Here is a 23179-nt window from a genome sequence, read left to right on the forward strand (position 1 = left end):
ATTAAGCCCTTTCCGTTGTTTAGAGTTCAAGAAGATGGGCTTTCTAAAACTCTATGAAATATTGAACTTTTCTTTAAAGAGAGGACTTAACTCACTCCACACATCAAATTTATTTCCGTTAATATCCCAAAAAACAAAATTTCTTCCTGAATGACCTCTATTTTCAATCTCACCAACTTTTACATTTCGTTCGATAAAATCATTATGTAATGCTTTTAAAGCTTCTAATCCGTTCACCTCGAAAGTAATGGAAAAACGTTCATTACCAGCCACGTCATAAAAATTAGATGTTTCCTTCTCATTTGCCTTTACTAGGAAAAAACTTTGATTGGCAAAGTTGATAATTGCCTTATCTTCGTCTTTATAACTTAGATCTGCCCCCAAATTTCTTAAATACCATTCAGCTGATTGTTCGACATTATTAACAGGTATGTATGTAGTACCAACCCTTAACAGTTTCACGCTCATTTTTCGATCTCCTTTCATCTTCACTCTTTAACTAATTCTGTATTTTGAAATTTTCTCCTTCTTCGTTTTTGTATTTTTACTGATTATTACTGATCTGAATTTTTAAAATGTTAAAATATAATTTATTTAACAAACTTTTAGAAAATATATTTTTTTGAAACCAAAAGAACCATCACACTCTCTAATATGTGAAAGGAGGAGGCAGAGATGGATGAATTAAAACTTATTAAAAAAGCAAAAAAAGGCGATGATTTAGCTTTTGAAGGCCTTATAGGCTTACATCAGGATAAACTTTACCGTACAGCTTACTTGTATGTACAAAACAAAGAGGATGCGTTAGATGTTGTTCAAGAAACCGTTTATAAAGCTTATAAATCGTTAGCTCAATTAAAAGAACCTAGTTATTTTAAGACATGGCTGATACGTATCCTTATACATAATGCGTATGAGCTTCTGCGATCGAAGAAAAAAGTGATAAACATCAATGACGAAAGTAAACTCATTAGCTTAGAGTCAACAAACAAAACCATTCAAACAGAGCAACAGATAGATCTACAAGCAGCCATTCAACAGTTAGATGTCAATTATCAAAAGGTGATTCTTTTATATTATTATCACGATCTATCCATACATCAAATTGCCTGGCAAATGGAGGTACCTGAAGGAACTGTAAAAACTTATTTGCACAGAGCTAGAAAAGCGCTAAAAAAAATACTGGAAGGAAGTGATTTTTCATGGATAAACAGTGGTTTAATGACGAGATGAATAAAATAGATGTTCCGCATCATGATGTTCGTACTGCAATAAAACAGGGCATTACCAAAGCACAAAAAGAAAGAAAGCAAGGTAAAAAGATGATGAAACGTCTTAAGGTACCTTTAATTGCCTCTTCCTTATTAATTGGAGTGTTGGGTTCAGGATTTGTTAATCCACAAATGGGTCGAGTATTAGCGGACGTACCATTTATAGGAACTTTTTATTCGAATTTTTATTTTGTCGATCCGGTTGGACAAAAACTCTCTGAAAGAAAACTTGTAACAGCGCTAAATCAAAAAGCAAATAACAATAATATTGATGTAACTGTTAATAGTGCATATTATGATGGCGGTAGAATTAGTGTAACTTTTAAAGTTGATAATTTAAAAGTAGATTCAGATGAGTTTTATTTTGATTTTAAAATTGGAGACGATAGTCAAAAATGGCAAACTGCAGCCTCAAATATAGGAAAAGTAACTTCTGAAGGTCTTATTGGACATATTCAAATAGATTATCCTGAAAAAGAACTTCCTAAAAAAATGACCTTACCCTTAAATATTACATCTATTCAGGATATAAAAGGAAAATGGGAATTTAATGTTCCAATTCGTCAGTTACCAAACAAAAAAATATATGTCACTGAATCCGTTGCCACAAAAGATAAAAAACATGGAATGCAGCTTGAATCGATCACCTTAGGAAAAGAATCTTCAGTATTCGACTACAAGGCTATTCATACTTTAGAGGGTAAATATGATTGGACCCGGATTGAAAAAATTACTGATGATAAAGGTCAAGAAATAACTAAACTAATGTCAGGAGAAGAATTCGGTAGAAATCAAGCGGGAAATAAAATAGTATCAGAAGAACGTTCCATTTTCGGAAAAATACCTAATGATGCTAAGTTTATTACGATATACTCGAATGTTATGGAAATTGAAAATAGTGGTATCCATCCATTAAATTCACCTACCCCGTTTGTCATGAAAAGTAAACGAAGTGGTGTAGAGCTTACGGTGAAAAAAATTCAACATAAAGAAAAAGAAAAAAAATTAATTGTCCAATTCAAACTAAACAATGTCAGCAAAGAAAAAAGTGCGGATGAGTTAGCACGTAATTTTATTGGATTATTTTACTTGGTAGATTCCTCAATGATAGATCAAGATATAAAACCACTTGGTCACATCGTTAAAGGAAATGACGCCTATGTCTTAGATGAGAAGAATTTACTCTTCGAATCCACATTTAATTTGGATGGTGAATGGTTTTTGCCTGAAACTGCTATAGAAAACTTCACCTTAGAAGGCTATTCATTGGAGGTACCATTTACTACTTCAGTTCCTGTCAAACAATTACCACCAATAAAAGTGAAATTAAAGTAGAACTAGCTTGATTAGATTCTTTCCTTATAGCTAAGTAAAATGCCACACGACATGAATAAAGGTTAGATAATTAAAAGCCTTTATCATGTCGTGTATTTAGGTTCTAGTAACACTGTCTTATCTATAGTTTCTATTAAAAAGTGAATCTAATGATTTTATATTAGGACTAATAAATATATTTATGTAAACTATCATTTTACGTTCGAATACCGTTCAGAAAGTTTCTTTTTATGTGAAATAAATACTTCTTCTAATGGGATATTGTACTTGTTTGCAATGACAATTAAGTTACCTAACACATCTCCTAATTCTTCAGTTAATTCCTGTTTATTCTCCTCATATGAACCACTTACTTCGTCGGGTCTATCCCTTCCAATTTCAAGAGCTCTTATTGCTCGTGCCACTTCTCCTGTTTCTTCTGCTAAAAAACCAATACGGATAAAAATATCTAAATCAGACCAGCCTCTACTTTCATAATAATCTTTTACCCATTGTTGAAATTCTGCTACATTCATTTAAATCCGCCTTTCAATTATTAGTCATATCTCTATTTATCTTAAATCTTAACATTAATAATTTCAATTTGTACTTAACTCACTCATTTTTTCATTAAGTTAATATGATATGAAAACTTATTATCTAGAAATTAATAAAAGGTAATCACCAGGATTTTTTATTTCTTTCGGTCAATGAACCATCCACTTTGCATGTATTTTAACTATTTCAATTAAGTTAAATAAAATAGTTTTTCAATCAAATATTCCAAGTCTCCCCTAGCCTTAATACAACTAATGAAGACGGATCTAAGTTTTTCTTTTCCCATTCTATAAATAAACGATCAAGTGCTTCTTTTGGAGTATCATCTGCTAACCGAAATGCACCGTAATGCATTGGAATAAAAAAATTGGCGTCTACATCTAAAAAAACTTGTACGGCTTCTTCAGGGTTTATATGTTGGGATGACATAAACCATTCCGGTTCATATGCCCCAATAGGAATTAACGCATAATCAATAGTAAATTTTTCTCCAATTTCTTTAAATCCAGTAAAATACCCGCTGTCACCGGCAAAGTAAATGGTTTTTCGATTGGCTTCAAGCATCCAGCCGCCCCAATGTGAGGTGTTGGTATCTGTTATTGTTCTCTTTGTCCAATGTTGGGATGGAACAAACGTAAATTTAACTTCATTTATTATCGTACTCTCCCACCATTTGAATTCCTTCACTGGAAGAAATCCTTTTCTCGTAAAAAGATTTTTTAAGCCAATAGGAACTAAATAAGTAGGATTGCCTTTTAGTTTCTTTAATGAAGCGATATCTAAGTGGTCATAGTGACTATGTGAAATTAATACGACATCAATTTCAGGCATTTGTTCAGGTGTAAGACCAGGTTTTGATAATCTTACATCTAACCCCATCCTATTAGCCCATACAATATCAGTGACAATATTTAAGCCATTTATTTGGATGAGAAATGATGAATGCCCAATCCACGTAAACGTTCCATCTTCTCTATTGGATTGAAGGTATTCAATTTTTTTATCTATATGCTGCGGAACGATGTATGATAAATCTTTCTTGTTGCTCCGACGCTCCCTACGCCATCGGATCATATCTTTTAATGAATTTAAATTCTTATATCCATTCAAGTTCGTATATCTTTCTCTAGACACTTTGGAATCCTCCTAATGTTTTCTTTAGTAAATATTGAAACATTCCAAATATATAACTCGTTTCTGTAATCTCTCCGAATTATTTGATTAATTATAGATAATAAAAAAACAAAAATATATCTTCTATTCTACCATTAATAGTTCAACTTTCACTTCATTTAAGCTTCAAGGAAAATACTCTCTCTTATTTTAAAATTTTGCTTATTTGCAAATACGGTGATAAAATTTTAAATAACATTTTGATCGGGAGGATGAGGAATGTGGGGAAAATAACACTTGCTGAAGCGGTAAAACTAAAGAGTATATTAACTAAAAACATTCACGAACTAGAAGATGAAATTCGACGCTTAGCTTTTACTACGATAGAAAGAGGTCAAGTTCCTGAAAAAAGTCCTAGAAATGTTCAAGCTGTTGATGAGGAATTGGAAATGATCAGGAAGGATGCTCGGTTACTTGATAAATTAATGTACAGAGCCAATATTGATCATACGATTACTTTTAAAAATGAAAAATTGACAATTGTTGAAGCTATCGAGCTAGCAACTCAACTCCGTGCAAAAGCACGTCTTTATAAAGAATTTGGTGCAGCCAAAAAAGAAGAAATTCAATACGGCTATTCTGACAATACAACGGTTTATCAAGTTGCTCTTTTTGAACCGGAAGAATATCGCCTTAAAGCCGTACAAATTGAAAAAGAGGCTCATAAACTATCAAACTTAATTAACGCGAAAAACTATTCCATTGAACTTGATTTTGATGATGAAAAATATTTTTAACCTGGAAATGGTGAGACTCCCTTTCCAGGCATAGAGTGGAGAACAAGCTAGTTTATATGGTGAGCAAACCAATGACCCGTTCCCATTAACAACTTGACCAATCAATCATTACCAACCACTGCAAATGCAGCTGAAATTCTTTTATAGTGATTCTTATCTCCCTCTATGATAAAAGCTCCTTTCTCTTTGATGAAAGGAGCTTTTACGTAACATAACAACACAATATTTAAAGGCTCTTATACAAATTAGTGTAATTTTTTTATAAAGTACTTAGGTATTTCTGTATATCCCTGTCGTGAATAAAACCTGTGTGCATCTATCCTTCTAGAGTGGCAATGAACTTCGATTCGATCACAGTTTCTTTTTTTTGCTAATTCCGTACAATACTCTTCAATCTCACGTCCTATCCCCCTGCTTCTGATTGTACGATCCACAGCAAAATAGCTTATTCTTGCGAAATCTCCATTTAGTGCTAATTGAGGTGTAAAATGTAATGAAATAAAGCCTATGAGTTTTCTTTTATCCTCGTAAACTAATAATTCCTCATCAGGATGATTTATAAGTAACTCTATTTTTTCTTTAATAAAAGTCTCGGTATTTGGATATTCCAATTGGTTTAACAACATGGATATTGCTTGCCAATCTTCGACCTTCATTTTTCTAAGCCCCATTAGGTTCCACTCCCCATATAACTCAGCTTATTCACTATAACTATTAAAATCCTTCCATTCTCCTAACCTGTAGGGAGGTTTCAATAATCATATCCAATAGCTTGTTATAGGTGATTCCCGCGGCATGTGCGCTTTTTGGCAGTAAGCTATTTTTTGTCATCCCCGGTAATGTATTTACTTCCATGACATATGGGATTCCATCTTTGACCATCATGTCAACTCTAGCATAAACACTACATTTTAATGCTTTATAACAGGCCATTGCAGCCTCGGCGACACGTTCATGTGTTGCAGAAGGAAGTTCGACAACCTCTTCAATCGTTGCGACATCGTCATATTTCGCATTATAGTCAAAAAACTCAGCAGTATGTCTGATCGAAATGATCGGTAAAAGTTTTCCATCAAAAATAGAACAAGTAATTTCTTCGCCCTTTATATACTTTTCAATAATTATTTCAGTATCCCATTCGAATACTTCTGCAACCGAGGATAATAATGAATCCTTATCGTATACTATTTTTACTCCTACACTGGATCCGCCCGAATTCGGTTTTACCACTAACGGATATCCCATTTTGTCTAATTCATCCAACTGAAGCTCTTCCATATCCGAAAAATGAATCCAATCCGGTGTTTGAATACCTTCAAAACGAATGATTTTTTTTGATATATTTTTATCCATACAAATACTGCTTGATAACATAGAGCTTCCTGTATAAGGTACATCGAGTGATTCCAATGTACCTTGAATCGTGCCGTCCTCCCCGTATTTACCGTGAAGCGCTAACAGGGCAATATCAAGATTTCTTGCCTTTTCAACAAGCTCTATTTTGTCATTTAGTATAATAGGCACAACTTCATACTTACTTTTATCTAAATGTGCAATCATTTCTTCCCCTGTCATGAGGGACACTTGCTTTTCGGAGGACACTCCTCCCATAATAACGCCAACTTTCAATTTTTTACCCTCCCATTTCATTTTTTAACTTATCACCAATTATCCTAACTCCTTGAACAATATCTTCTTCTTTTAATCGGGAAAATCCTAATCGAAACGTATTGCTTCCTCCTCCGTCCGTGTAAAAAACATCCCCGGGCGAAAAAACGACTCCCTTTTGATAGCATTTTTTTAAAAGTGTACGCGCATTTATTCCGTTTTCTAACTCGATAAAAAGATGAAGTCCACCATCCCCGGTCATTCTTTTAAAAGGAATGTATTGATTACAAGCATGGAGGGCTAATTCATATTTTTTCTTATAAACGGACTTGGCTTTTTTTAAATATTTTTCGAAATAACCATCATGTAAATATTGATAAAGCATTGCCTGATCCAGTGTGGATGTATGAATAGTTCGTGCCCTTTTCATACTTTCCAGGGAGTATATTAAGTCCTTGTCTGCTAAAATCCAACCAACACGCAAGCCTGGAAATAGAATTTTTGAAAAGCTGCTGATATAGATAACATTGTTACCACGGCCTGCGAAAGCCAGTAATGGGGCTAAATGGGAACCTGAATAACGTAATTCCTCATTAAAACCATCCTCTATTATTGGAATTTGATATTTTGAAAAAAGCTTCATGATTTCGATCCTTTTTTCCGAGGAGGTGACGATCCCGGTTGGATTATGATAGGACGGGATTAGATAGGCAAAATCAAAATCCGTTTCAGATAAGCTTTTTTCAACTTGGCAAACATCAATACCATCACCCTTCATCTCTATACCGTGGATTTCATATCCATGTAATCGAAAAAGCTTTAATGCTGAATGATGGGTAGGATTTTCGCAAATAATTCTCCCGGATTTTTTCGCTATGGATGACAATAAAATATCCAGACCCTCGGTGAAGCCATTAGTGATAAGAATATCCTTGTTGGAAATATCTACTCCTTTGGTTTCCGTATAGTGAAGAAGATACTCGATTAGGGGTTTATAACCTTTTGCATATCCATAGTTCAGAACGATATCTCCTTCAATAGACATCCTGGTTAGAAAAGCCCTTTTAAAATTTTCAACATCAAACAGCTTTTCATCTGGGGCAATGCTATTGAATGAAATCATGCCTTTTTTCCAACGAACTCCGTGCTTCATTAGATCTAAATCATCAGCTAGTAATGTAACCTCATTGACTTTTTCTTTCCAGTTTAGTTTGATGGATGGAGTTTTGGATGTCTCGACTTTCCCTACAAAATTTCCTTTTCCCTTTATTGCATAAATTAGTCCTTCTTGTTCTAAATCCGCGTATGCAGTGAGAACTGTATTTCTGCTGACTGATAATAACTTACTAAGCTCTCGGGTGGATGGAAGCTTCTGGTGCTCCAGCAGATGTCCGTTCATAATCATTTTTTTCAAATAATCCTTAAGTTGAATATATACCGGACGATCATCCGCAATCTTAAAATCATTAAACACTTCCTTCATCCCCTTGCTGTTATTTTTGCATAACTACATTTATTTCAAAAGGTCCACAACATATGTATTTTCTTTAACTAGTGGTATGGTATTGCATATTTTTCATACTACTTTTGTATGAAGAAGGTAATCAAATTTATATTTATTTGTCTCTCTATTCCAATAATAAATAGTAGTTGATTCCTTTACGTAGGAATTTATTGCTTGTTAATATGCACGAGACTTTCTCTAATTATTCTATTATATTATTAAATATATTTTCTGTAGAATAATAGTAATAAATTTCCTAGATAAAAGATTCATTTCCTTTTGCAGAATATATTAAACAGTCATTTAAAACTCAATTCTCCTCACAAAAATTAATATATAAAAAAAGGATTCTCTAACGGAATCCTTTTCATTAACCATGGTATAGTAAGTTCAACATATAGGATTATTTTTTAGCAAAATAATCCTATATGAATACTGGAGTTTATTACCTTTGTTCAATAATATGAAAACTTTCAGTTGGATTTGTATGTAAGAAGATATTGTAAAATGCAATAATAATTTCTCAATATCTTTGGTTGTAAATGACGTTTTAATTTCTTCAAACTATACTCTTTTTCAACTCACTCCGAGTAACCTTCATATTTTATTTTTCCTATATAATGGTCCTCGAAAAATGATCATATGAATTGACTAATTCTACAATATGAACGGATAAAAAGGGACATAACATGGGAAAATGTCTTTTTCATAATCGCTTTGCTACAAACGCTCCCAATCCAATGATCATATACAATGCCAGCAAACAGATTATTAACATACCTGTTTCAATGAATTGAACACCCATTGAGTATAGAATGATTAAAGCAGTCCCACTACCAAAAAGGACGACATAAAGGACGATCATCAGATAACGCTGCATAATTTTGACAGTTCGTTCATCAATTTCTGGAACCTTTCCATTTCTTTTTTTCCTACGATGAGAAAAAAACAAAGAGATGATAAGAGCTAGAACTGTTCCCACTATTATTGGAATAGCCAAATCGTATTGGTAGTCCCCTGTTACTTTACCATTAATATATATACCTAAAAATCCTCCTACCCATGTACAGAAAATGATAAAAGCCCAAACAAATTTTGATAAATGACGACTTTTCATCGTTTTTCCCCCTTTGTTTTCTCTAAATAAAACAATTCCTCAATCGGTACGTCGAAATATTCAATTAATTTAAGAGCCAATTCTAGACTAGGATTGTATCTATTCTTCTCAATTGCATTAACAGTTTGCCTAGTAATTTGTAAATCTTCAGCCATTTTAATTTGCGTTATCCCTTTTTTTAGCCGAATCTCTCGAATATGATTGATTACTTTCATTAATTATCCTCCCAAGAAGAAAGTAAAGATATCTTTACATAGGATTATAAAAAAAACATAAGGAAATGTAAAGATATATTTACATTTCCTTATGCTAATTCTTTTTAGCCTTCACATTTTGCCGAAATAAATGGCGAGATTCTAGAGTTCATATTTTGGCAGTCTACATGAAATCTTTTGTAATTTTTTTATTATCAAGTTAGAAAATTTAGCCCCATACAAGTTAAACATATACGTGTTTTCTTCTATAAAATTACGTTCTTCACTTTCGTATCATCGCTATTATATTACTAAAATCATGGGTGCCTGAAATAAAAATATTTTCTGATCAACTTTTTTGAAATTATTTTCACCATCCTCCTCTATTACAACATTCTAACTAAAAATCATATTCCGCATCTTTCGCTTGACGAATCCTTGCATATGCATCGACAAGCAGCACGGTATCTTCCACTAAACGCTCCATACGGAAGAGAACATCATCATTTACAATTTCTTTTCGATGGAAATCCTTTTCTTCTATAAATACATAAGTTTGTACGCTATGCGCCTTCATATAAGCAAGAATCGGCTTTAACTGTTGTTCTACTATCAAATAATGCTTAGCTGTTCCAGCTGTTACAAGCATACTCACCACTTTATCTCGGAAAGCATTAACCGGTAATAAGTCAAAAATATTTTTTAATGTTGCTGGAATAGATGCTTGAAATACTGGTGTACCAATTATGATGGCATCAGCTGCCATGATTGTTTCCGTTACATACTTTGTATCACCATCATATTCCCAATAATTACGTCCATCACTAAAGACCATTTCATATTCTGCAAGGTCAAGCAAAGTAATATCTGCATCTGGATATTTTTCACGTATCATTTTGAATATATATTCCATCGCTGTTCTTGTTTTAGTCCCTACGTTAGAGCCTGAGATTCCTACAATTTTCATGTGATCCTCTCCTTACTTTCTGGTTGTATGTTTCTTTATTACTGGCATTATTTCTGTTGCAATCAGTTCAATATTTTTTGCAATTTTATCGAACGGCACGCCACCAAAGTCGATTTGTGCCATGAACCTCTGTTGACCGTAAAGTTCGTATTGGTAGAGCATTTTTTCAATAATTTGCTGTGGACTACCTATCATTAACGCATCACGATAGTCAATTGCTTGTGCGAATTGCTGCTTTGGATAGCCGCCTCCTCTTAAAGCCAACATGCCAGAATTCGCATGTGGATAATATTCACGAAGAGCGTCCTGTGAATTTTCCGCAGTGTAAAACAAGCTTGTTGTGGCAATAGGCAGTGTTGTTGGGTCAAAACCATTTCTCTCTGCAGCCTCTCGATATGCATCTACTGATACTTTAAAATTAATCGCTGGACCACCAAGTGTTGTCAGCATCATCGGTACACCTGCATAGCCTGCTTTAATGGCACTTGCTGGCGGACCGCCTACAGCTCTCCAAATTGGCAAATGGCCTTTTGGGGGCTGTGGAAGAATATACGCATTATTAAGCGGGGAACGGAATTGACCTTCCCATGTCACCTTATCTTCGTCATTTAATTTCAACAGAAGTTCCATTTTTTCTTCAAATAATTCCTCATAATCACGCACATCAAATCCGAGCAAGCTATAAGCCCCAACCCGTGAGCCACGCCCAGCAACAATTTCAGCCCGTCCTTTTGAGATTAAATCTAGTGTCGCAAAATCTTCATACACTCGCACAGGATCTGAAGTACTTAAAACTGTTGCCGAGCTGGCAATTTTAATATTTTTTGTGGCTTGTGCAATAGCACCTAATATAACCGTATGCGCTTGCGTTGTGAAATGTATTTGATGACTTTCACCAACAGCAAATACATCAAGTCCCGCCTCATCTGCTAGCTTACTTGCTTCGATTAATTCATGAATTCGTTGTTCAGCGCTAATACGACTACCTGTGAGTGGGTTTGGTAAATGATCACCAATCGAATATAAACCGAATTCTAGTCCTTTATTTGTATCGATGCGATATTTTTCCATCTTCATGCTCTCCTTTTTAATCAAGAGGTTTTAATTTTGCTTCTATTTCTTCACGTTTATCTTCTAAAAATGGTGGTAGATCTAAATCTTTTCCTAATGCTTCTACTGTTGAATCGGCTATGAATCCTGGCCCATCTGTCGCCATTTCAAATAAAATGCCATTTGAATCACGGAAATATAAGCTTTGAAAGTAAAAGCGATCGACAATGCCTGATGATTGGTATCCGCGCTCTTTCACTACTTCGTCCCAATAGCGCAACTCATCTTCGTTTTTCACACGAATAGCCAAATGATGGATACTACCTCGACCTGGTTTTTCACTTGGTCCTACAAGCTGCTTCACGACAATTTCGCCAAATGCTTGCCCTTCAATGGATTGATAAATGCCCTCATTTTCTGTTCGAATCACTTCTACATATCCCAAAATATCCTTTAATGTTTTAGCTGTTCGTTCCAAATACCTCACTGTTATTTCAACAGTTCCCATACCGAGAATACGATGTTCTTGCTCCACGCTGGAATCCTTCCAAGCAGTCCAGTGCTCAGGTATTTCTTCGCCATTATTATTCAGCAAAATAAGGCGTAACCCTTCTTGATCCTCAAATGGAAGTGCTGCCCTGCCTGCATATGTTGTGATTTCACCATGCTTAACATCAAATTGCTCAAAGCGTTTCTTCCAATACTCTAAACTTTCAATTGATGGTACAAGCAAGCCAATTTGAGTAATAGCATTTGTTCCACGAGTTGTTCTTCCAGCAATCGGCATTTCAAAAAAGGTAAGCTCAGTACCGGCACTTCCCGTTAAATCTCCATAAAATAAGTGATACATCGATGGATCGTCTTGATTAACAGTCTTTTTAACTCTCCTCAAACCTAACATGTTTTGATAGAAATCATTATTCATTTGAGCGTTTTTTGTAATCATTGAAATATGATGATGTCCAGAAATTTTATACATAGATGATCCTCCTTATTTTTAACTTGATTAGTCAAGTGATTGTGTAAAAAAATTACTTGGGCGGTAATTCTTTTTTTTGGCTATTTTTATGGACACGTGTTATTAGCGTATACAATGTTTTCGTTTCTTCCTCGCTTAATACATCATCAAAAAATGATGATTGAAACGCAAGTTGAGCTGGCATAGCTTCCTCTAAAATCGCTTCACCCTTCTCAGTTAGGCTAATCGTTTTCGTTTTCCAATCTTGCTTACGTACAATATATCCATCTTTCTCAAGTCGTGCTAGCATTCGGGAGATTCCACCTTGCGTAACCGTTACTTTTTCAGCTAACTCAATTTGAGTAAGTGGTTGATATACATGTATTTGTACGAGCACATCAAATTGAGCAGTTGTTAAATCAAAACGCTTTAAAAAATCATTCGACAGTTGGTTACTGCGGTTCGTAAAACGCATCAAACGTAACCATATTAAAGACCCCATCGTATTATTACGCATTTCTTTTTCCTCCCTATCACTAACCTTGCTATCACTTTACTACTCAATTGAGGAGAAATCAAGTATTAAATCTCGAATTCGAGATTTTTTGTTTCGATAAAAATACAAAGATAATCGCTTTTTAGATTAATTGTTTCGTACACTATCATTTTATTTCTAAGTTTTGCTTATAATTATAGATATCGTATTCAATATTTTGCTTTTCTCTAATATCCCATTCTTTTCTATACATGGCTCTTTCAGCTGTATTACACAGAAGCTATCCAATATTTAGAATAGCTTCTTTACTTATTCAAAAACAGTCACAATAACTCCACCTATATTGTCCCCTGAAATTTCGTAATGCTTATTCACTGGAACATTTACGTTAATATTCTCTGAAACTTTATAATAAGAAATCGTATATTTTTTACCTTCAATATACGTTGCAATTTCTTTTTTCTCTTTTAAGAAATCCAAATATTCCTCTAAAGTAAAATTATTTTTTTGCATAACAGCACTATGAGGTAAACCGACATAACGTATATGCCATGGCTCATATTGAATCCCTGTAATATTACTTTTATTTTTCGGATAGCGTAAAACAAATCCGTATTTCCATACATTTTCCTCAATCCATTTTCCTTCAGGAGCTTTCTCCATTTTCATTTGAGTAGACCCAACATCAAGTGATAAGCCTAAATTATGTTCACTATATCCTGCTGGAAGTGCGTAATCAGAGCCCATTTCCTCATATAGCTTCCTTTGTTCTTTAAAATCCCGATAGCCGCTACTCAGCAAAAAATGCTGTACTCCTTCTTTTTCTGCTGCATCTACAATCTTCAAAAAATTTTTCACAATATCTTTTGATAAGCGAAGGTTTCTATCATATATCACATACCCTCTTATTAATTCAGTATTTTGAAATACATTTATAATATCAGAACTTATACTATCTTTCTTAACAGAGTAATCTTTATTAACTAGTAATAAATTCCCTTTATAAATTTGTTCCTTTGTAATCTCCCTCTTTTCAGTATTCGCAACATTTACTTTATCACCTTTTTCTACGATTTTAACATCTATCCCCTTTTGAAATAACAGTGCAATATAAATCCCAACACATACTGTACACAATATAAAAAGAGAAATAAATACCCACTTCTTCATTCCTAGTTCCTCCTTGACCTAACATACGTATAGGATAGAAAAAACTATTAAAATAAAAAGTGGGGTAAACTTAAAATTTTTATTAAATTTCAGAGCTATCTTCTTTTGGCAATCTCACTTCAAATATTGTTCTTATTACATTACTTTCAGCGGAGATCGTCCCATTATGCTGCTCCACAATATTTTTTGCAATAAATAAACCAAGACCTGTACCGTCTTGTTGCTCCGTTCTAGCTTTATCACCTGTATAAAACATATCAAAAAGATATGGCAAATCTTCTTCTGGAATGCTATCTCCGTAATTAATAATTTGTACGACAACTTCTCCATTATCAATATATCCATTCATATCAACAAATTGCCCATCATATCCGTAGCGAATAGCATTCGTTAAAAGGTTTTCAAATACTCTAGCTAACAATTTTCCATCACCATTAATAAGCAAATGCGAATTAACATTCAATCTAGCTTCTAAATTTTGCTTCTCTAATAACGGATATAATTCCTCATCTAACTGTATAAGTAATTCACTTATATCAATTGTTTTTTTATCTAACTTTATTATGCCATAATTCATTCGCGTAATTTCAAATAACTCATCAATTAAACTTTCAAGTCGTTGAGATTTCGTAAATGCAATCGTAGAAAAATGTTTAATCTGTTCATTCGTCAAATTTTCATCTTTGAGAATTAAATCTAGATAACCTAAAATAGATGTTAATGGCGTTCTTAAATCATGAGCTAAGTTAACAACTAGCTGATCTTTACTACTTTCTGCAAAATCTCCTCTTTCAACCGCTTCTTTTAACTTTTCGCTCGCTAAGTTAATTTCACGCGCAATATTTCCGAATTCATCATTTGATGAAATAAGAACTTTATTTGTAAAATCACCATTAGCGAGATAATGAATGCCGTTAGAAATTTCATTAAAATACTTTAAGTATGGTTTTGTTAAAAAGAAAAAGAATAAAATAGATAATGGGATAAAGAAAATCAAAAAGAAATTAATATCTCCAAACTCTCTTATTATTGACCTAAATTGGGCTAGAGGATCTTCAAAGCGCACCATCGTTTTATAATAGAACTGTAATCCTTTATAAATCATATATGTTACGCCAGCTGCTAATACCATACTTAACGTAAACAAGACGAGCATTTTAAAACGAAAGCTTCTCATCAATTTAGCCATTGAAAGTATAGCCTACCCCCCATACCGTTTTTATTAACTTATTCTTTCTTTTATCCTCCCCAAGTTTTTTTCGTAAAGTACGAATATGTACCATAACTGTATTTCCACCTTCGTAATAATCATCTGCCCATACTTGCTGAAAAATATTTTCAACACTATATACTTTCTTCGGATGACTCGCTAATAAATATAAAATATCAAACTCTTTTGGGGTTAATTCAATTTGCTCTCGGTATACATTTACCGTTCGTCGCTCAGGATCAATAATAACTCCGCCTACTTCTAAAACGGATTTATTCTTCTCTACTTTCGGCTGATTTAACGTAAGAAATCGGCGTAGTTGTGCATTTACGCGCGCAACTAATTCAATCGGTGTGAAAGGCTTAGTCATATAATCATCCGCGCCTAGTACAAGACCTGTCACCTTATCAAAATCAGATGTTTTCGCACTTAAGAAAATGATAGGCATATGATGTTTCATACGAATTTGTCGCGTTACTTCATAACCGTCCATTTTGGGCATCATAATATCTAAAACAACTAGATCGATTGGCTGTGATTGAATGATACGAACTGCTTCTTCTCCATCAGTAGCCTTCACAACATGATAACCTTCGTTTTCTAAATGTATCCCAATTAATTCAGCAATTTCCACCTCATCATCAGCTATTAAAATTGAAATACGCTTCATTTTATTCCCCCTCCTGTTTAAGAAAGCTTGCTTTTTCTAAGCTATTTTCGTATTCTTTGACTCTTCTATAAAATGTATTACTCATCATTCCTACTCTTCGCATTGCTTCTACTGCAGTTATTTTATGTTGCTTCCATTCTTGATACGTACATATAAGTTTATCATCAATCTCATTTTTTTACGGCAATAATAAAATTGTTTAATTTTTATCAAAAAATAAGAGCCTTACTTCATTTGAATTGTAATAAGTCTTTTTAAAGTTGTTTAATTCTTACCGAGCAAACGCCCCCAATAGTTACTAAGTAGGAAACTCTATAACGGATATAAGTTAATCAAAATCATAAAATGCTGAGGCCACATAAAGACCTAAATTTTCAACTAGTAGATACCAATTACACTTCATCTATAATTATATTATTATCTGACCATTCTTCTAACAATCTTATTGAATATACTATGATTCTGCTAGAACAGAGCAAATAGACAAAAATGAACTATTTTTTAAATCACCATTGTTCCTTACGGACAATAAATTTCCAAAAATATTAATCTTAATGTAACATCCAAAATAAGAAGCAAATGAAATAGTGAACCCCTGAATTTGGCTGAAATTGGTCAAATTCAGGGGCTTTGGTTTTTGGAAATAGTAAAAAACTAGTTCAAATTCAAGGAGCTTACTTGTACAATGACAATAAAGTTGTTTAATTTTTGATGAAAAATACTTCACCAAACGAAAAATTAACAATAAAGTCGTTTTGAAATCTAAGTTTTATTCCATATTAGCGCCCGATTGCGGTATAAATATTATATTTTTGCTAGAACAGAGCTAACAAAATCGGTGTTTCTTCTGGATATTTGTGTTTATTATGGGTCAAGACATGATAGCTTACATTTCTTTCTGAGAGATCCTATTCTACTAAGGATTCTGTTATTTTCCCATCTAGATTTTTAATCGCCAACATTGAGTTATCCTGAATGATACCTGTATCTACAAAACCAAATGAAGCGTATAATGTTTTAGCTTTGACATTACTTGTATGATAAAAGAGGGTTACATATTCTGCTTCCCCATATGGCATATTTTCAATATCCATCAACATTTTTTCAAAAGCAAGTTTGCCATATCCTTTTCCTTGGAAACTTTTATCAATCATATTATGCCAAATAAAATAACTCTTCTTGCCATAGAAAACTTCATTTTCAAATGATTCATGATCCATCGTATCGTAAATATACATCAAAAACCCAACCATAGTATCATCAGCATAAATGGCTAGTGGAGTCGCTGGTATACCATCTGTGTTCAACATATGAGCATCTGCAAAGCTTCTGAGGTTAGTAGTTTCTATAAAGTCTTTCTGGTTTTCTCCAACTTCAAGTGCTATTACTTCATCTATGTTATCCCCGGTTATCTTTCGTAATTCAATCATTTTTTTCTCCTCTCCTAAGTCAAGCCACTTCCACACCTAGTCTAAAACATTATAAACACAATTTCCATAATTGTAAAAATAGGGTATATAAATATTCACCCATGCTAACTCTTTTTCGCCTGTGATTTCTAACCCTTGTTCCGCAAAATGGCCCGATTGATGAAGATCGTTATTGAAGTAGTCGAGTAAAAGGGAGTCTTTCTACCTTGCGATAAATTGTACTCCTCCCCCCACACAGAACCGTGCTTGCGCTATTAACGCACACGGCTCCTCCTAGTTATCATTTACAAAATATAGCTAATCTCTTTTCTTAAATCGTAAATATTAACCTTAACTCTTGCGTAAGGTAAAGGATATTTATTAAGAAAGAGTCTGAATTTATCCCAAGTAAATGATTTCCTTTGACTTCTTCTGTTGAGCCATTTAAACAGTAGGTATCCGATTTTGTCTCTGAATTTGTTTACACTTTGGGTATTATCTGTGATGCAATAATAATTGTAATAACCTTCATTGGTACTACGCTGCTATCCGACTCCCTACAACGGCATTTGGTTTCTTTGCTTATTATCACTTGTACACCATACTCTTCTAAAAAAAGAAAAGACCGTTAGGGTCTCCTGAGTTGCCGTATCATATCAATGTATAACGTGCCAAGGTCTCTGACTCCAGAGAGGTTTTATCCTTCTTGCCCTTAACGAATGATAAAATGTAGCTTTCTGCTGCGCTTAAGGCATCAGCCCTCTCGGTTTACTAACATTATGGAGCTCAATCCCTTCAACCATTTGGCTTTTGGCCCGCTACCTAACTGTCTACGCTTAAAGATTAAAGTTACCTTTAACCCTCCAAGACTCGCTACTAGCGAATGGCTAGTTCTTACTCGACGGGAATCCCACCCGCTATATGATACGACCTATGCTCGGCCGCACAAGCGCACGTTTGTTGAATACTGTAAAGTCATCCGTTATGGATGATTAATATAAACGGAAATATTGTACGCTAAGGCTGAAAACGTGATACAAAAGGGATGGTCCAATAACGTTCGTTTTAGGAAAATAAACTAATGCAAAAAACTTTCTATTCTTTAAAACATATAAGCCCGTCCAAGAGAGGATGGGTTAAAAAATTTAATTATTCGTGTATTCCTCTTTAAGTATGCTGTATATTTCTAAATCAACAACTCCTTTGTCTGACCATAAAGAAGCTTGTCTTAACAATCCTTCTTTCATAAATCCGTTTTTCAAGAGGACTTTCTTTGAAATCTCGTTTGCAGGCATCACCTCTGCTTGAATTCTGTTAATATTAACTTCTTCAAATAAAAATTTTACTAACGTATGAACGGATTCGGTTGCAATGCCCTTACCCCAATAATCTTCTGCCAAATAATAACCAATAGTTACCATGTTCACTTTTTGGTTAAAGTCCATAGATTCCAAAATTCCAACCAATTTATTACTTTGATTCTTCTGAAAGATACCCCACTTGACTCTTCTTTTTTTATCGTAATCCTTATCAAAATGACCAATCATCTTACTTACCGTTTGTAAGTTATGTCTGGGAATCATTCCGCAATATTTGAATACTTTGTCATTGTCGTAGATCGAATATAATTCTTGTAAGTGTACCTCTTCGATTTTTTTTAATATCAGATTCGTAGATTCCAATACTGGAAAACCCCCGAAAACTTTTTCAATATTCATGTTACTTCCTCCCTTAGGTTAGCCCTCAATTGGTATGTAAATCTTCATTTTCATTTCATTCGGAATTGCTGAATTTAAGACATCCGTTATTCCTTAATTGTACTGAAAACATTCCTAAACAATCTGGCCCTATAGCTGAATGATAAAATGTCGTCAATTATTCAACTTTACTTCCTATTAAAATATCTTTTATCTCGTCAACACTATGGACAATATGTGTAGGATTAGAATCACTTATTTCTTTTAATGAACCATATCCATATGTTACTCCAATAGAGTCGATCCCTGCATTATTTGCACCAATAATATCGTGTTTTCTGTCACCAATCATTATAAAATCATCTAGCTTTTGCTCATTGTACTTATCAATTATGTATTGAATAATTTCTGTTTTAGATGTTCTTGTTCCGTCAAGATTACTCCCGACAACAAGTTCGAAATACTGGTCAATTTTAAAATACTTTAATATTTGTTCAGAAAACACAGTAGGCTTTGAAGTTGCAACAACTAAAATATAATCTTGTTCTTTTAATGATTTTAATAGTAAAGGAATATCAGAATATAACTCATTTTCAAACATACCTTTATTCTTAAACCTTTCCCTATAATAATCAATTGCCCTTTGTGTATTTTCCTCATCAAAATCATAATATTCAGCAAATGAAACTTGAAGTGGTGGACCGATAAAACATTCAAGTTTATCGATATTAGGCTCGTCAATGTCCATTTTTTGTAGCGCATATTGAACAGATTTAGTTATACCCATTTTGGGGTCTGAAAGAGTTCCATCTAAATCAAATAAAATTATTTTATATTTGTCCATATTAAGATTCCTTTCTGCATCAAATGCCCTCCTTATTTTACCATAGAAAATTCAAAATAATTTTAAATTTTTATTAACTACCAGTTTTTCTCTATTAAATGGCCCGGCTGCGGAATAAAAGACATTCAACAAAAAAAATCAAATAGAAGTGGGAAATCGAGAGAACTTAAACTTCCTCATAAGTTTTTCCAAATTGGGTTTACAATTGTTCCTTAATAACTTTATTTTCATTCTTTAAATCCTTGATGATGAGTATTCTAATTGGTCCAGAACAAAGTGCCTGATCCCCACCATACTTAAGTGTTAACTTGGTGGGGGTCAGGGGCACTTAAATTTATAAAATGTGTTATTTGAGGGGCTGGCAAGCCTATATTTTTATGCAGTTAAGTTCTGTACAAACTTCTTGCAAAGCTCTGTTCTTTTATTTTTACAATAACATCCAATATTTTAGTATTTTAATATTAATAGAAATACACCAACCCCACTCTTTCCAAAAAAATAAAACCATCTTTCTATGTATAATTACCCGAAAGATAGGCTTTTTAATTAGAGGTTATTTCTGCTATTGGTTTTTTATAGGAGTAACTATAGCAAATAAACTTTCTGTTGGATCAGATACATTTAATTCAATGATCTTATATCCATTTTCCCCCTCTTTGCACTCGTTTTTTCTTGATGTTTTTAACTGAATGTCTTCCATTTTCTTCTTACCTCTTCCATATAAAATTTCTCACAGTAGACAGTATATGTTTGTTTTTAAAATATGTTCTTAAATTTTTTTATTTTTTTTGTTTGTAAAAAAGTGCCCAATACTTATGTATAATTTCAAATTATGCTGCTTCAGCTCATTTTAATATTTACCGATAAATGAAATCCGGTTATAATGAAAATTATGCAATTTCGGATACCGAAATGAATTAAAAATGGAATTTCCGGTTAGTTTGTAACAATATAAGCTTAATGTCCTATGGGGTGTTGTTGCTGAATTAACTGAAGGAACATAAATACTATTTTAATTGAAAGGCGAGGAAAAATTGAATACACCTAGTGGAAAACAACGAATACAACTTGCTTTACTTTTAGGGTCACTTGGACTTTTAGGACCTTTTACAATAGACACATACTTACCGTCCTTTCCTACTATTGTAAAAGATTTTCATACTACGGCTTCGCTCGTACAAATTAGTTTAACTGCGTGTTTATTAGGACTGGGATTAGGACAATTGTTTATTGGTCCATTGAGTGATGTAAAAGGTCGTAGAAAACCGTTGCTATTTTTTCTTTGTTTATACTTATTAGCTTCTTTAACCTGCTCGTTTGCACCCAATATTTATTTCCTTATTGTCGCTCGTTTTGTCCAGGGCTTTTCTGCAGCAGGTGGTCTTGTGGTCTCTAGAGCTGTCGTAAGAGACTTGTTTAGTGGAAAGGAACTGACAAAGTTTTTTACGTTAATGGTGTTAGTGGGAAACCTCGGTCCAATCGTTGCACCGGTTGCTGGAGGAGTCATCCTATCTTTTACTAGGTGGAATGGGGTTTTTATTGCTTTGGCTTGTATTGGCGCCGTATTAATCTTCACGGTTTCATTGAAACTAAAAGAAACGTTGCCAGTGGAAAAACGTGTACCAAGTAACTTGCCACAGCTTCTGAGCAATTTTGGCTCCTTATTCAAAGATCGAGAATTCATGGGATACGCATTTACTCAAGGATTTACTACTGCTGGAATTTTCGCCTATGTATCAGGTATTCCTTTTGTCTATCAGAATATATACCATGTCACGCCTCAACAGTTCAGTTTATTATTTGGCGTGAATGGTTTAGGATTAATAATTGGAAGTCAGTCGGTTGGGCGCTTGACAGACAGGATATCGGAGCGAACATTTTTAAAGATAGGATTAGGAATCTCTAACTTAGCGGCTGTATGTTTACTTATCGCTCTTCTTCTAAAAGCACCGCTTGTCGCCGTTGCCATCCCGGTCTTCTTTTTTGTGTTATCGATCAGTATTATTGGTACGACCTCTTTTACATTAGCTATTGAGTCTCAAGGACATATTGCAGGCAGTGCCTCCGCATTATTAGGCTTATTGCCATTTTTACTTGGATCCTTAACAGCCCCACTTGTCGGAATAGCTGGATCATATACAGGCATTCCAATGGGCGTCACCATCTTTTGTGCTAGTTTTCTGGCTTTCTTATCCTATTTTATTTTGGTTCGGAAAGGTTCGCTTAGGATACAGGGTTCGAATTCTGCGGAACAGGTTTCTAAGATATAGTTTAGGTTTACGGATGTTTCTTTTATCAAACGAACAAATTCATTTATATCGCATTTTAAACATGACCCAAGTGAAGAGATAATCACTTGGGTCTTATTGTCCTACCCATTGTAGTTATCTATGAATTTTTTCAGAGATAGATCTTTGGTATGTTCCATCAATTTGCAGTTGATCTAATTTCTATACCTTACTTTGTATTTACAAATGTAATATAAGTATAATATTGCATAAGAGAAATCTCCTGATTTAAATTGTTTTTACCGTTACGAAGCCCAAGTCTAAAGAAAATCAGATGGTTAATCATGACTTATTCATTGGAGGAAATATGAAAAAAACTGTCAAAGTTGTTGCAGCAATAATTGAAAACGACAAAAATGAGATTCTTTGCGCACTTCGCTCACCAAAAATGGCAAATCCTAATAGGTGGGAATTTCCAGGTGGTAAAGTTGAGAAAGATGAAGATATTTTTTCTGCTTTGGTTAGAGAAGTTGATGAAGAATTGACCTGTAAAATTGAAACTTATGAAATACATAATGACATCATTCACGAATATGAATCTTTTTTTATTAACTTGATTGCTATTAAATGCAAGATTGTAGAAGGAACTTCAAAACCAAAGGAACACTCTTCACTAATTTGGCTAAAAAGAGAAAATCTTGATTCTTTGAAATGGGCTCCAGCAGATATCCCAGCGGTTGAACTATTAATAAAAGAAATTTAGTTTGTCAATATTACCTCTAAATCGTATCTTTAATAATTCACGGAAGGCTTTCGTTGTTTTTATGATTAATAACTAAATGAGTCGTTTCCTTTCATTTTAAGAACGCGTATATTATAATAAAAATAAGAATACACTAAAAAAGAACGCCAATGCTCGAACATCGGCGTTCTAGTAGCTACTCCGCAAGAAGTGCGGTGGCAAAAATGCAAAGGAGTAACCCTTCACCCAATTGCCGAATCAG

24 protein-coding genes are annotated in these 23179 nt (G+C 33.8%); 5 read left to right on the plus strand and 19 right to left on the minus strand.

Annotated elements, in window-relative coordinates; translation table 11 throughout:
* Nucleotides 1-51: 51 nt before the first annotated feature.
* Nucleotides 52-468 (minus strand): VOC family protein, encoded by a 417-nt coding sequence (locus tag ACQKP0_RS20000; RefSeq protein ID WP_427407602.1) that lies wholly within the window; start codon nucleotides 466-468, stop codon nucleotides 52-54.
* A gap of 207 nt (nucleotides 469-675) precedes the next feature.
* On the opposite strand from ACQKP0_RS20000, the gene ACQKP0_RS20005 reads away from it, so the two are divergent.
* Complete coding sequence (locus ACQKP0_RS20005; protein ID WP_427407603.1) at nucleotides 676-1233, plus strand: sigma-70 family RNA polymerase sigma factor; 558 nt, start codon at nucleotides 676-678, stop codon at nucleotides 1231-1233.
* Nucleotides 1203-2606 carry a DUF4179 domain-containing protein gene (locus tag ACQKP0_RS20010; protein WP_427407604.1) on the plus strand — a complete coding sequence of 468 codons (1404 nt, stop codon included), beginning with the start codon at nucleotides 1203-1205 and terminating at the stop codon, nucleotides 2604-2606. Before ACQKP0_RS20005 ends, ACQKP0_RS20010 begins: the two co-directional genes overlap by 31 nt.
* 191 nt (nucleotides 2607-2797) lie before the next feature.
* On the opposite strand, the gene ACQKP0_RS20015 is transcribed toward ACQKP0_RS20010, so the two are convergent.
* The gene (locus tag ACQKP0_RS20015) at nucleotides 2798-3121 is read right to left on the minus strand and encodes a MazG nucleotide pyrophosphohydrolase domain-containing protein (protein WP_427407605.1); all 324 of its coding nucleotides are present in this window, start codon (nucleotides 3119-3121) and stop codon (nucleotides 2798-2800) included.
* A gap of 238 nt (nucleotides 3122-3359) precedes the next feature.
* Nucleotides 3360-4217, minus strand: a complete 858-nt coding sequence (locus tag ACQKP0_RS20020) for an MBL fold metallo-hydrolase (protein ID WP_427407682.1) — start codon at nucleotides 4215-4217, stop codon at nucleotides 3360-3362.
* Between the two features lie 320 nt (nucleotides 4218-4537).
* Here ACQKP0_RS20020 and ACQKP0_RS20025 point away from each other — a divergent pair, with 320 nt between their 5' ends.
* Nucleotides 4538-5053, plus strand: coding sequence for a hypothetical protein (locus tag ACQKP0_RS20025; protein ID WP_427407606.1), 516 nt, complete (start codon nucleotides 4538-4540; stop codon nucleotides 5051-5053).
* Between the two features lie 245 nt (nucleotides 5054-5298).
* Here the strand turns inward: ACQKP0_RS20025 and ACQKP0_RS20030 are convergent, their stop codons facing one another.
* From ACQKP0_RS20030 to ACQKP0_RS20105, 16 genes are all read right to left on the minus strand, one after another.
* Nucleotides 5299-5724, minus strand: a complete 426-nt coding sequence (locus tag ACQKP0_RS20030) for a GNAT family N-acetyltransferase (RefSeq protein ID WP_427407607.1) — start codon at nucleotides 5722-5724, stop codon at nucleotides 5299-5301.
* Nucleotides 5725-5767: 43 nt separating this feature from the next.
* Nucleotides 5768-6682: a D-alanine--D-alanine ligase gene (locus ACQKP0_RS20035; protein WP_427407608.1), complete on the minus strand. Its 915-nt coding sequence runs from the start codon at nucleotides 6680-6682 to the stop codon at nucleotides 5768-5770.
* Nucleotides 6683-6686: 4 nt separating this feature from the next.
* Nucleotides 6687-8135 (minus strand): PLP-dependent aminotransferase family protein, encoded by a 1449-nt coding sequence (locus ACQKP0_RS20040; RefSeq protein WP_427407609.1) that lies wholly within the window; start codon nucleotides 8133-8135, stop codon nucleotides 6687-6689.
* A 736-nt stretch (nucleotides 8136-8871) separates the two neighbouring features.
* The gene (locus tag ACQKP0_RS20045; protein WP_427407610.1) at nucleotides 8872-9282 is read right to left on the minus strand and encodes a hypothetical protein; all 411 of its coding nucleotides are present in this window, start codon (nucleotides 9280-9282) and stop codon (nucleotides 8872-8874) included.
* Nucleotides 9279-9497 carry a helix-turn-helix transcriptional regulator gene (locus ACQKP0_RS20050; protein ID WP_427407611.1) on the minus strand — a complete coding sequence of 73 codons (219 nt, stop codon included), beginning with the start codon at nucleotides 9495-9497 and terminating at the stop codon, nucleotides 9279-9281. Before ACQKP0_RS20050 ends, ACQKP0_RS20045 begins: the two co-directional genes overlap by 4 nt.
* A gap of 379 nt (nucleotides 9498-9876) precedes the next feature.
* The gene (locus ACQKP0_RS20055) at nucleotides 9877-10443 is read right to left on the minus strand and encodes an NADPH-dependent FMN reductase (protein ID WP_427407612.1); all 567 of its coding nucleotides are present in this window, start codon (nucleotides 10441-10443) and stop codon (nucleotides 9877-9879) included.
* A 12-nt stretch (nucleotides 10444-10455) separates the two neighbouring features.
* A complete protein-coding gene (locus ACQKP0_RS20060) occupies nucleotides 10456-11514 on the minus strand; it encodes an LLM class flavin-dependent oxidoreductase (RefSeq protein WP_427407613.1) in 1059 nt (352 codons plus the stop codon).
* A gap of 16 nt (nucleotides 11515-11530) precedes the next feature.
* The gene (locus ACQKP0_RS20065) at nucleotides 11531-12472 is read right to left on the minus strand and encodes a ring-cleaving dioxygenase (protein WP_427407614.1); all 942 of its coding nucleotides are present in this window, start codon (nucleotides 12470-12472) and stop codon (nucleotides 11531-11533) included.
* Between the two features lie 52 nt (nucleotides 12473-12524).
* Nucleotides 12525-12968: a MarR family winged helix-turn-helix transcriptional regulator gene (locus ACQKP0_RS20070; RefSeq protein WP_427407615.1), complete on the minus strand. Its 444-nt coding sequence runs from the start codon at nucleotides 12966-12968 to the stop codon at nucleotides 12525-12527.
* A 288-nt stretch (nucleotides 12969-13256) separates the two neighbouring features.
* The gene (locus ACQKP0_RS20075; protein WP_427407616.1) at nucleotides 13257-14117 is read right to left on the minus strand and encodes a M15 family metallopeptidase; all 861 of its coding nucleotides are present in this window, start codon (nucleotides 14115-14117) and stop codon (nucleotides 13257-13259) included.
* Nucleotides 14118-14199: 82 nt separating this feature from the next.
* On the minus strand, nucleotides 14200-15306 hold the full coding sequence (locus ACQKP0_RS20080) for an ATP-binding protein (RefSeq protein ID WP_427407617.1): 1107 nt from the start codon (nucleotides 15304-15306) through the stop codon (nucleotides 14200-14202).
* Entirely contained in the window at nucleotides 15299-15997 is a 699-nt protein-coding gene (locus ACQKP0_RS20085; RefSeq protein ID WP_427407618.1) for a response regulator transcription factor, read from the minus strand. Before ACQKP0_RS20085 ends, ACQKP0_RS20080 begins: the two co-directional genes overlap by 8 nt.
* 908 nt (nucleotides 15998-16905) lie before the next feature.
* Nucleotides 16906-17427 (minus strand): GNAT family N-acetyltransferase, encoded by a 522-nt coding sequence (locus ACQKP0_RS20090; protein WP_427407619.1) that lies wholly within the window; start codon nucleotides 17425-17427, stop codon nucleotides 16906-16908.
* A 1124-nt stretch (nucleotides 17428-18551) separates the two neighbouring features.
* Nucleotides 18552-19124 carry a GNAT family N-acetyltransferase gene (locus ACQKP0_RS20095; protein ID WP_427407620.1) on the minus strand — a complete coding sequence of 191 codons (573 nt, stop codon included), beginning with the start codon at nucleotides 19122-19124 and terminating at the stop codon, nucleotides 18552-18554.
* Between the two features lie 157 nt (nucleotides 19125-19281).
* A complete protein-coding gene (locus tag ACQKP0_RS20100; RefSeq protein WP_427407621.1) occupies nucleotides 19282-19947 on the minus strand; it encodes an HAD family hydrolase in 666 nt (221 codons plus the stop codon).
* Between the two features lie 562 nt (nucleotides 19948-20509).
* Nucleotides 20510-20647 (minus strand): hypothetical protein, encoded by a 138-nt coding sequence (locus ACQKP0_RS20105; protein ID WP_427407622.1) that lies wholly within the window; start codon nucleotides 20645-20647, stop codon nucleotides 20510-20512.
* A 334-nt stretch (nucleotides 20648-20981) separates the two neighbouring features.
* Here ACQKP0_RS20105 and ACQKP0_RS20110 point away from each other — a divergent pair, with 334 nt between their 5' ends.
* Together ACQKP0_RS20110 and ACQKP0_RS20115 are read left to right on the plus strand one after the other, a co-directional pair.
* The gene (locus ACQKP0_RS20110) at nucleotides 20982-22217 is read left to right on the plus strand and encodes a multidrug effflux MFS transporter (protein ID WP_427407623.1); all 1236 of its coding nucleotides are present in this window, start codon (nucleotides 20982-20984) and stop codon (nucleotides 22215-22217) included.
* 325 nt (nucleotides 22218-22542) lie between these two features.
* Nucleotides 22543-22938 (plus strand): (deoxy)nucleoside triphosphate pyrophosphohydrolase, encoded by a 396-nt coding sequence (locus ACQKP0_RS20115; RefSeq protein WP_427407624.1) that lies wholly within the window; start codon nucleotides 22543-22545, stop codon nucleotides 22936-22938.
* Nucleotides 22939-23179 lie beyond the last annotated feature (241 nt).

Source organism: Heyndrickxia sp. NPDC080065 (assembly GCF_050281185.1).
In the GTDB taxonomy this organism is placed as follows: Bacteria; Bacillota; Bacilli; order Bacillales; family Bacillaceae_C; genus Heyndrickxia.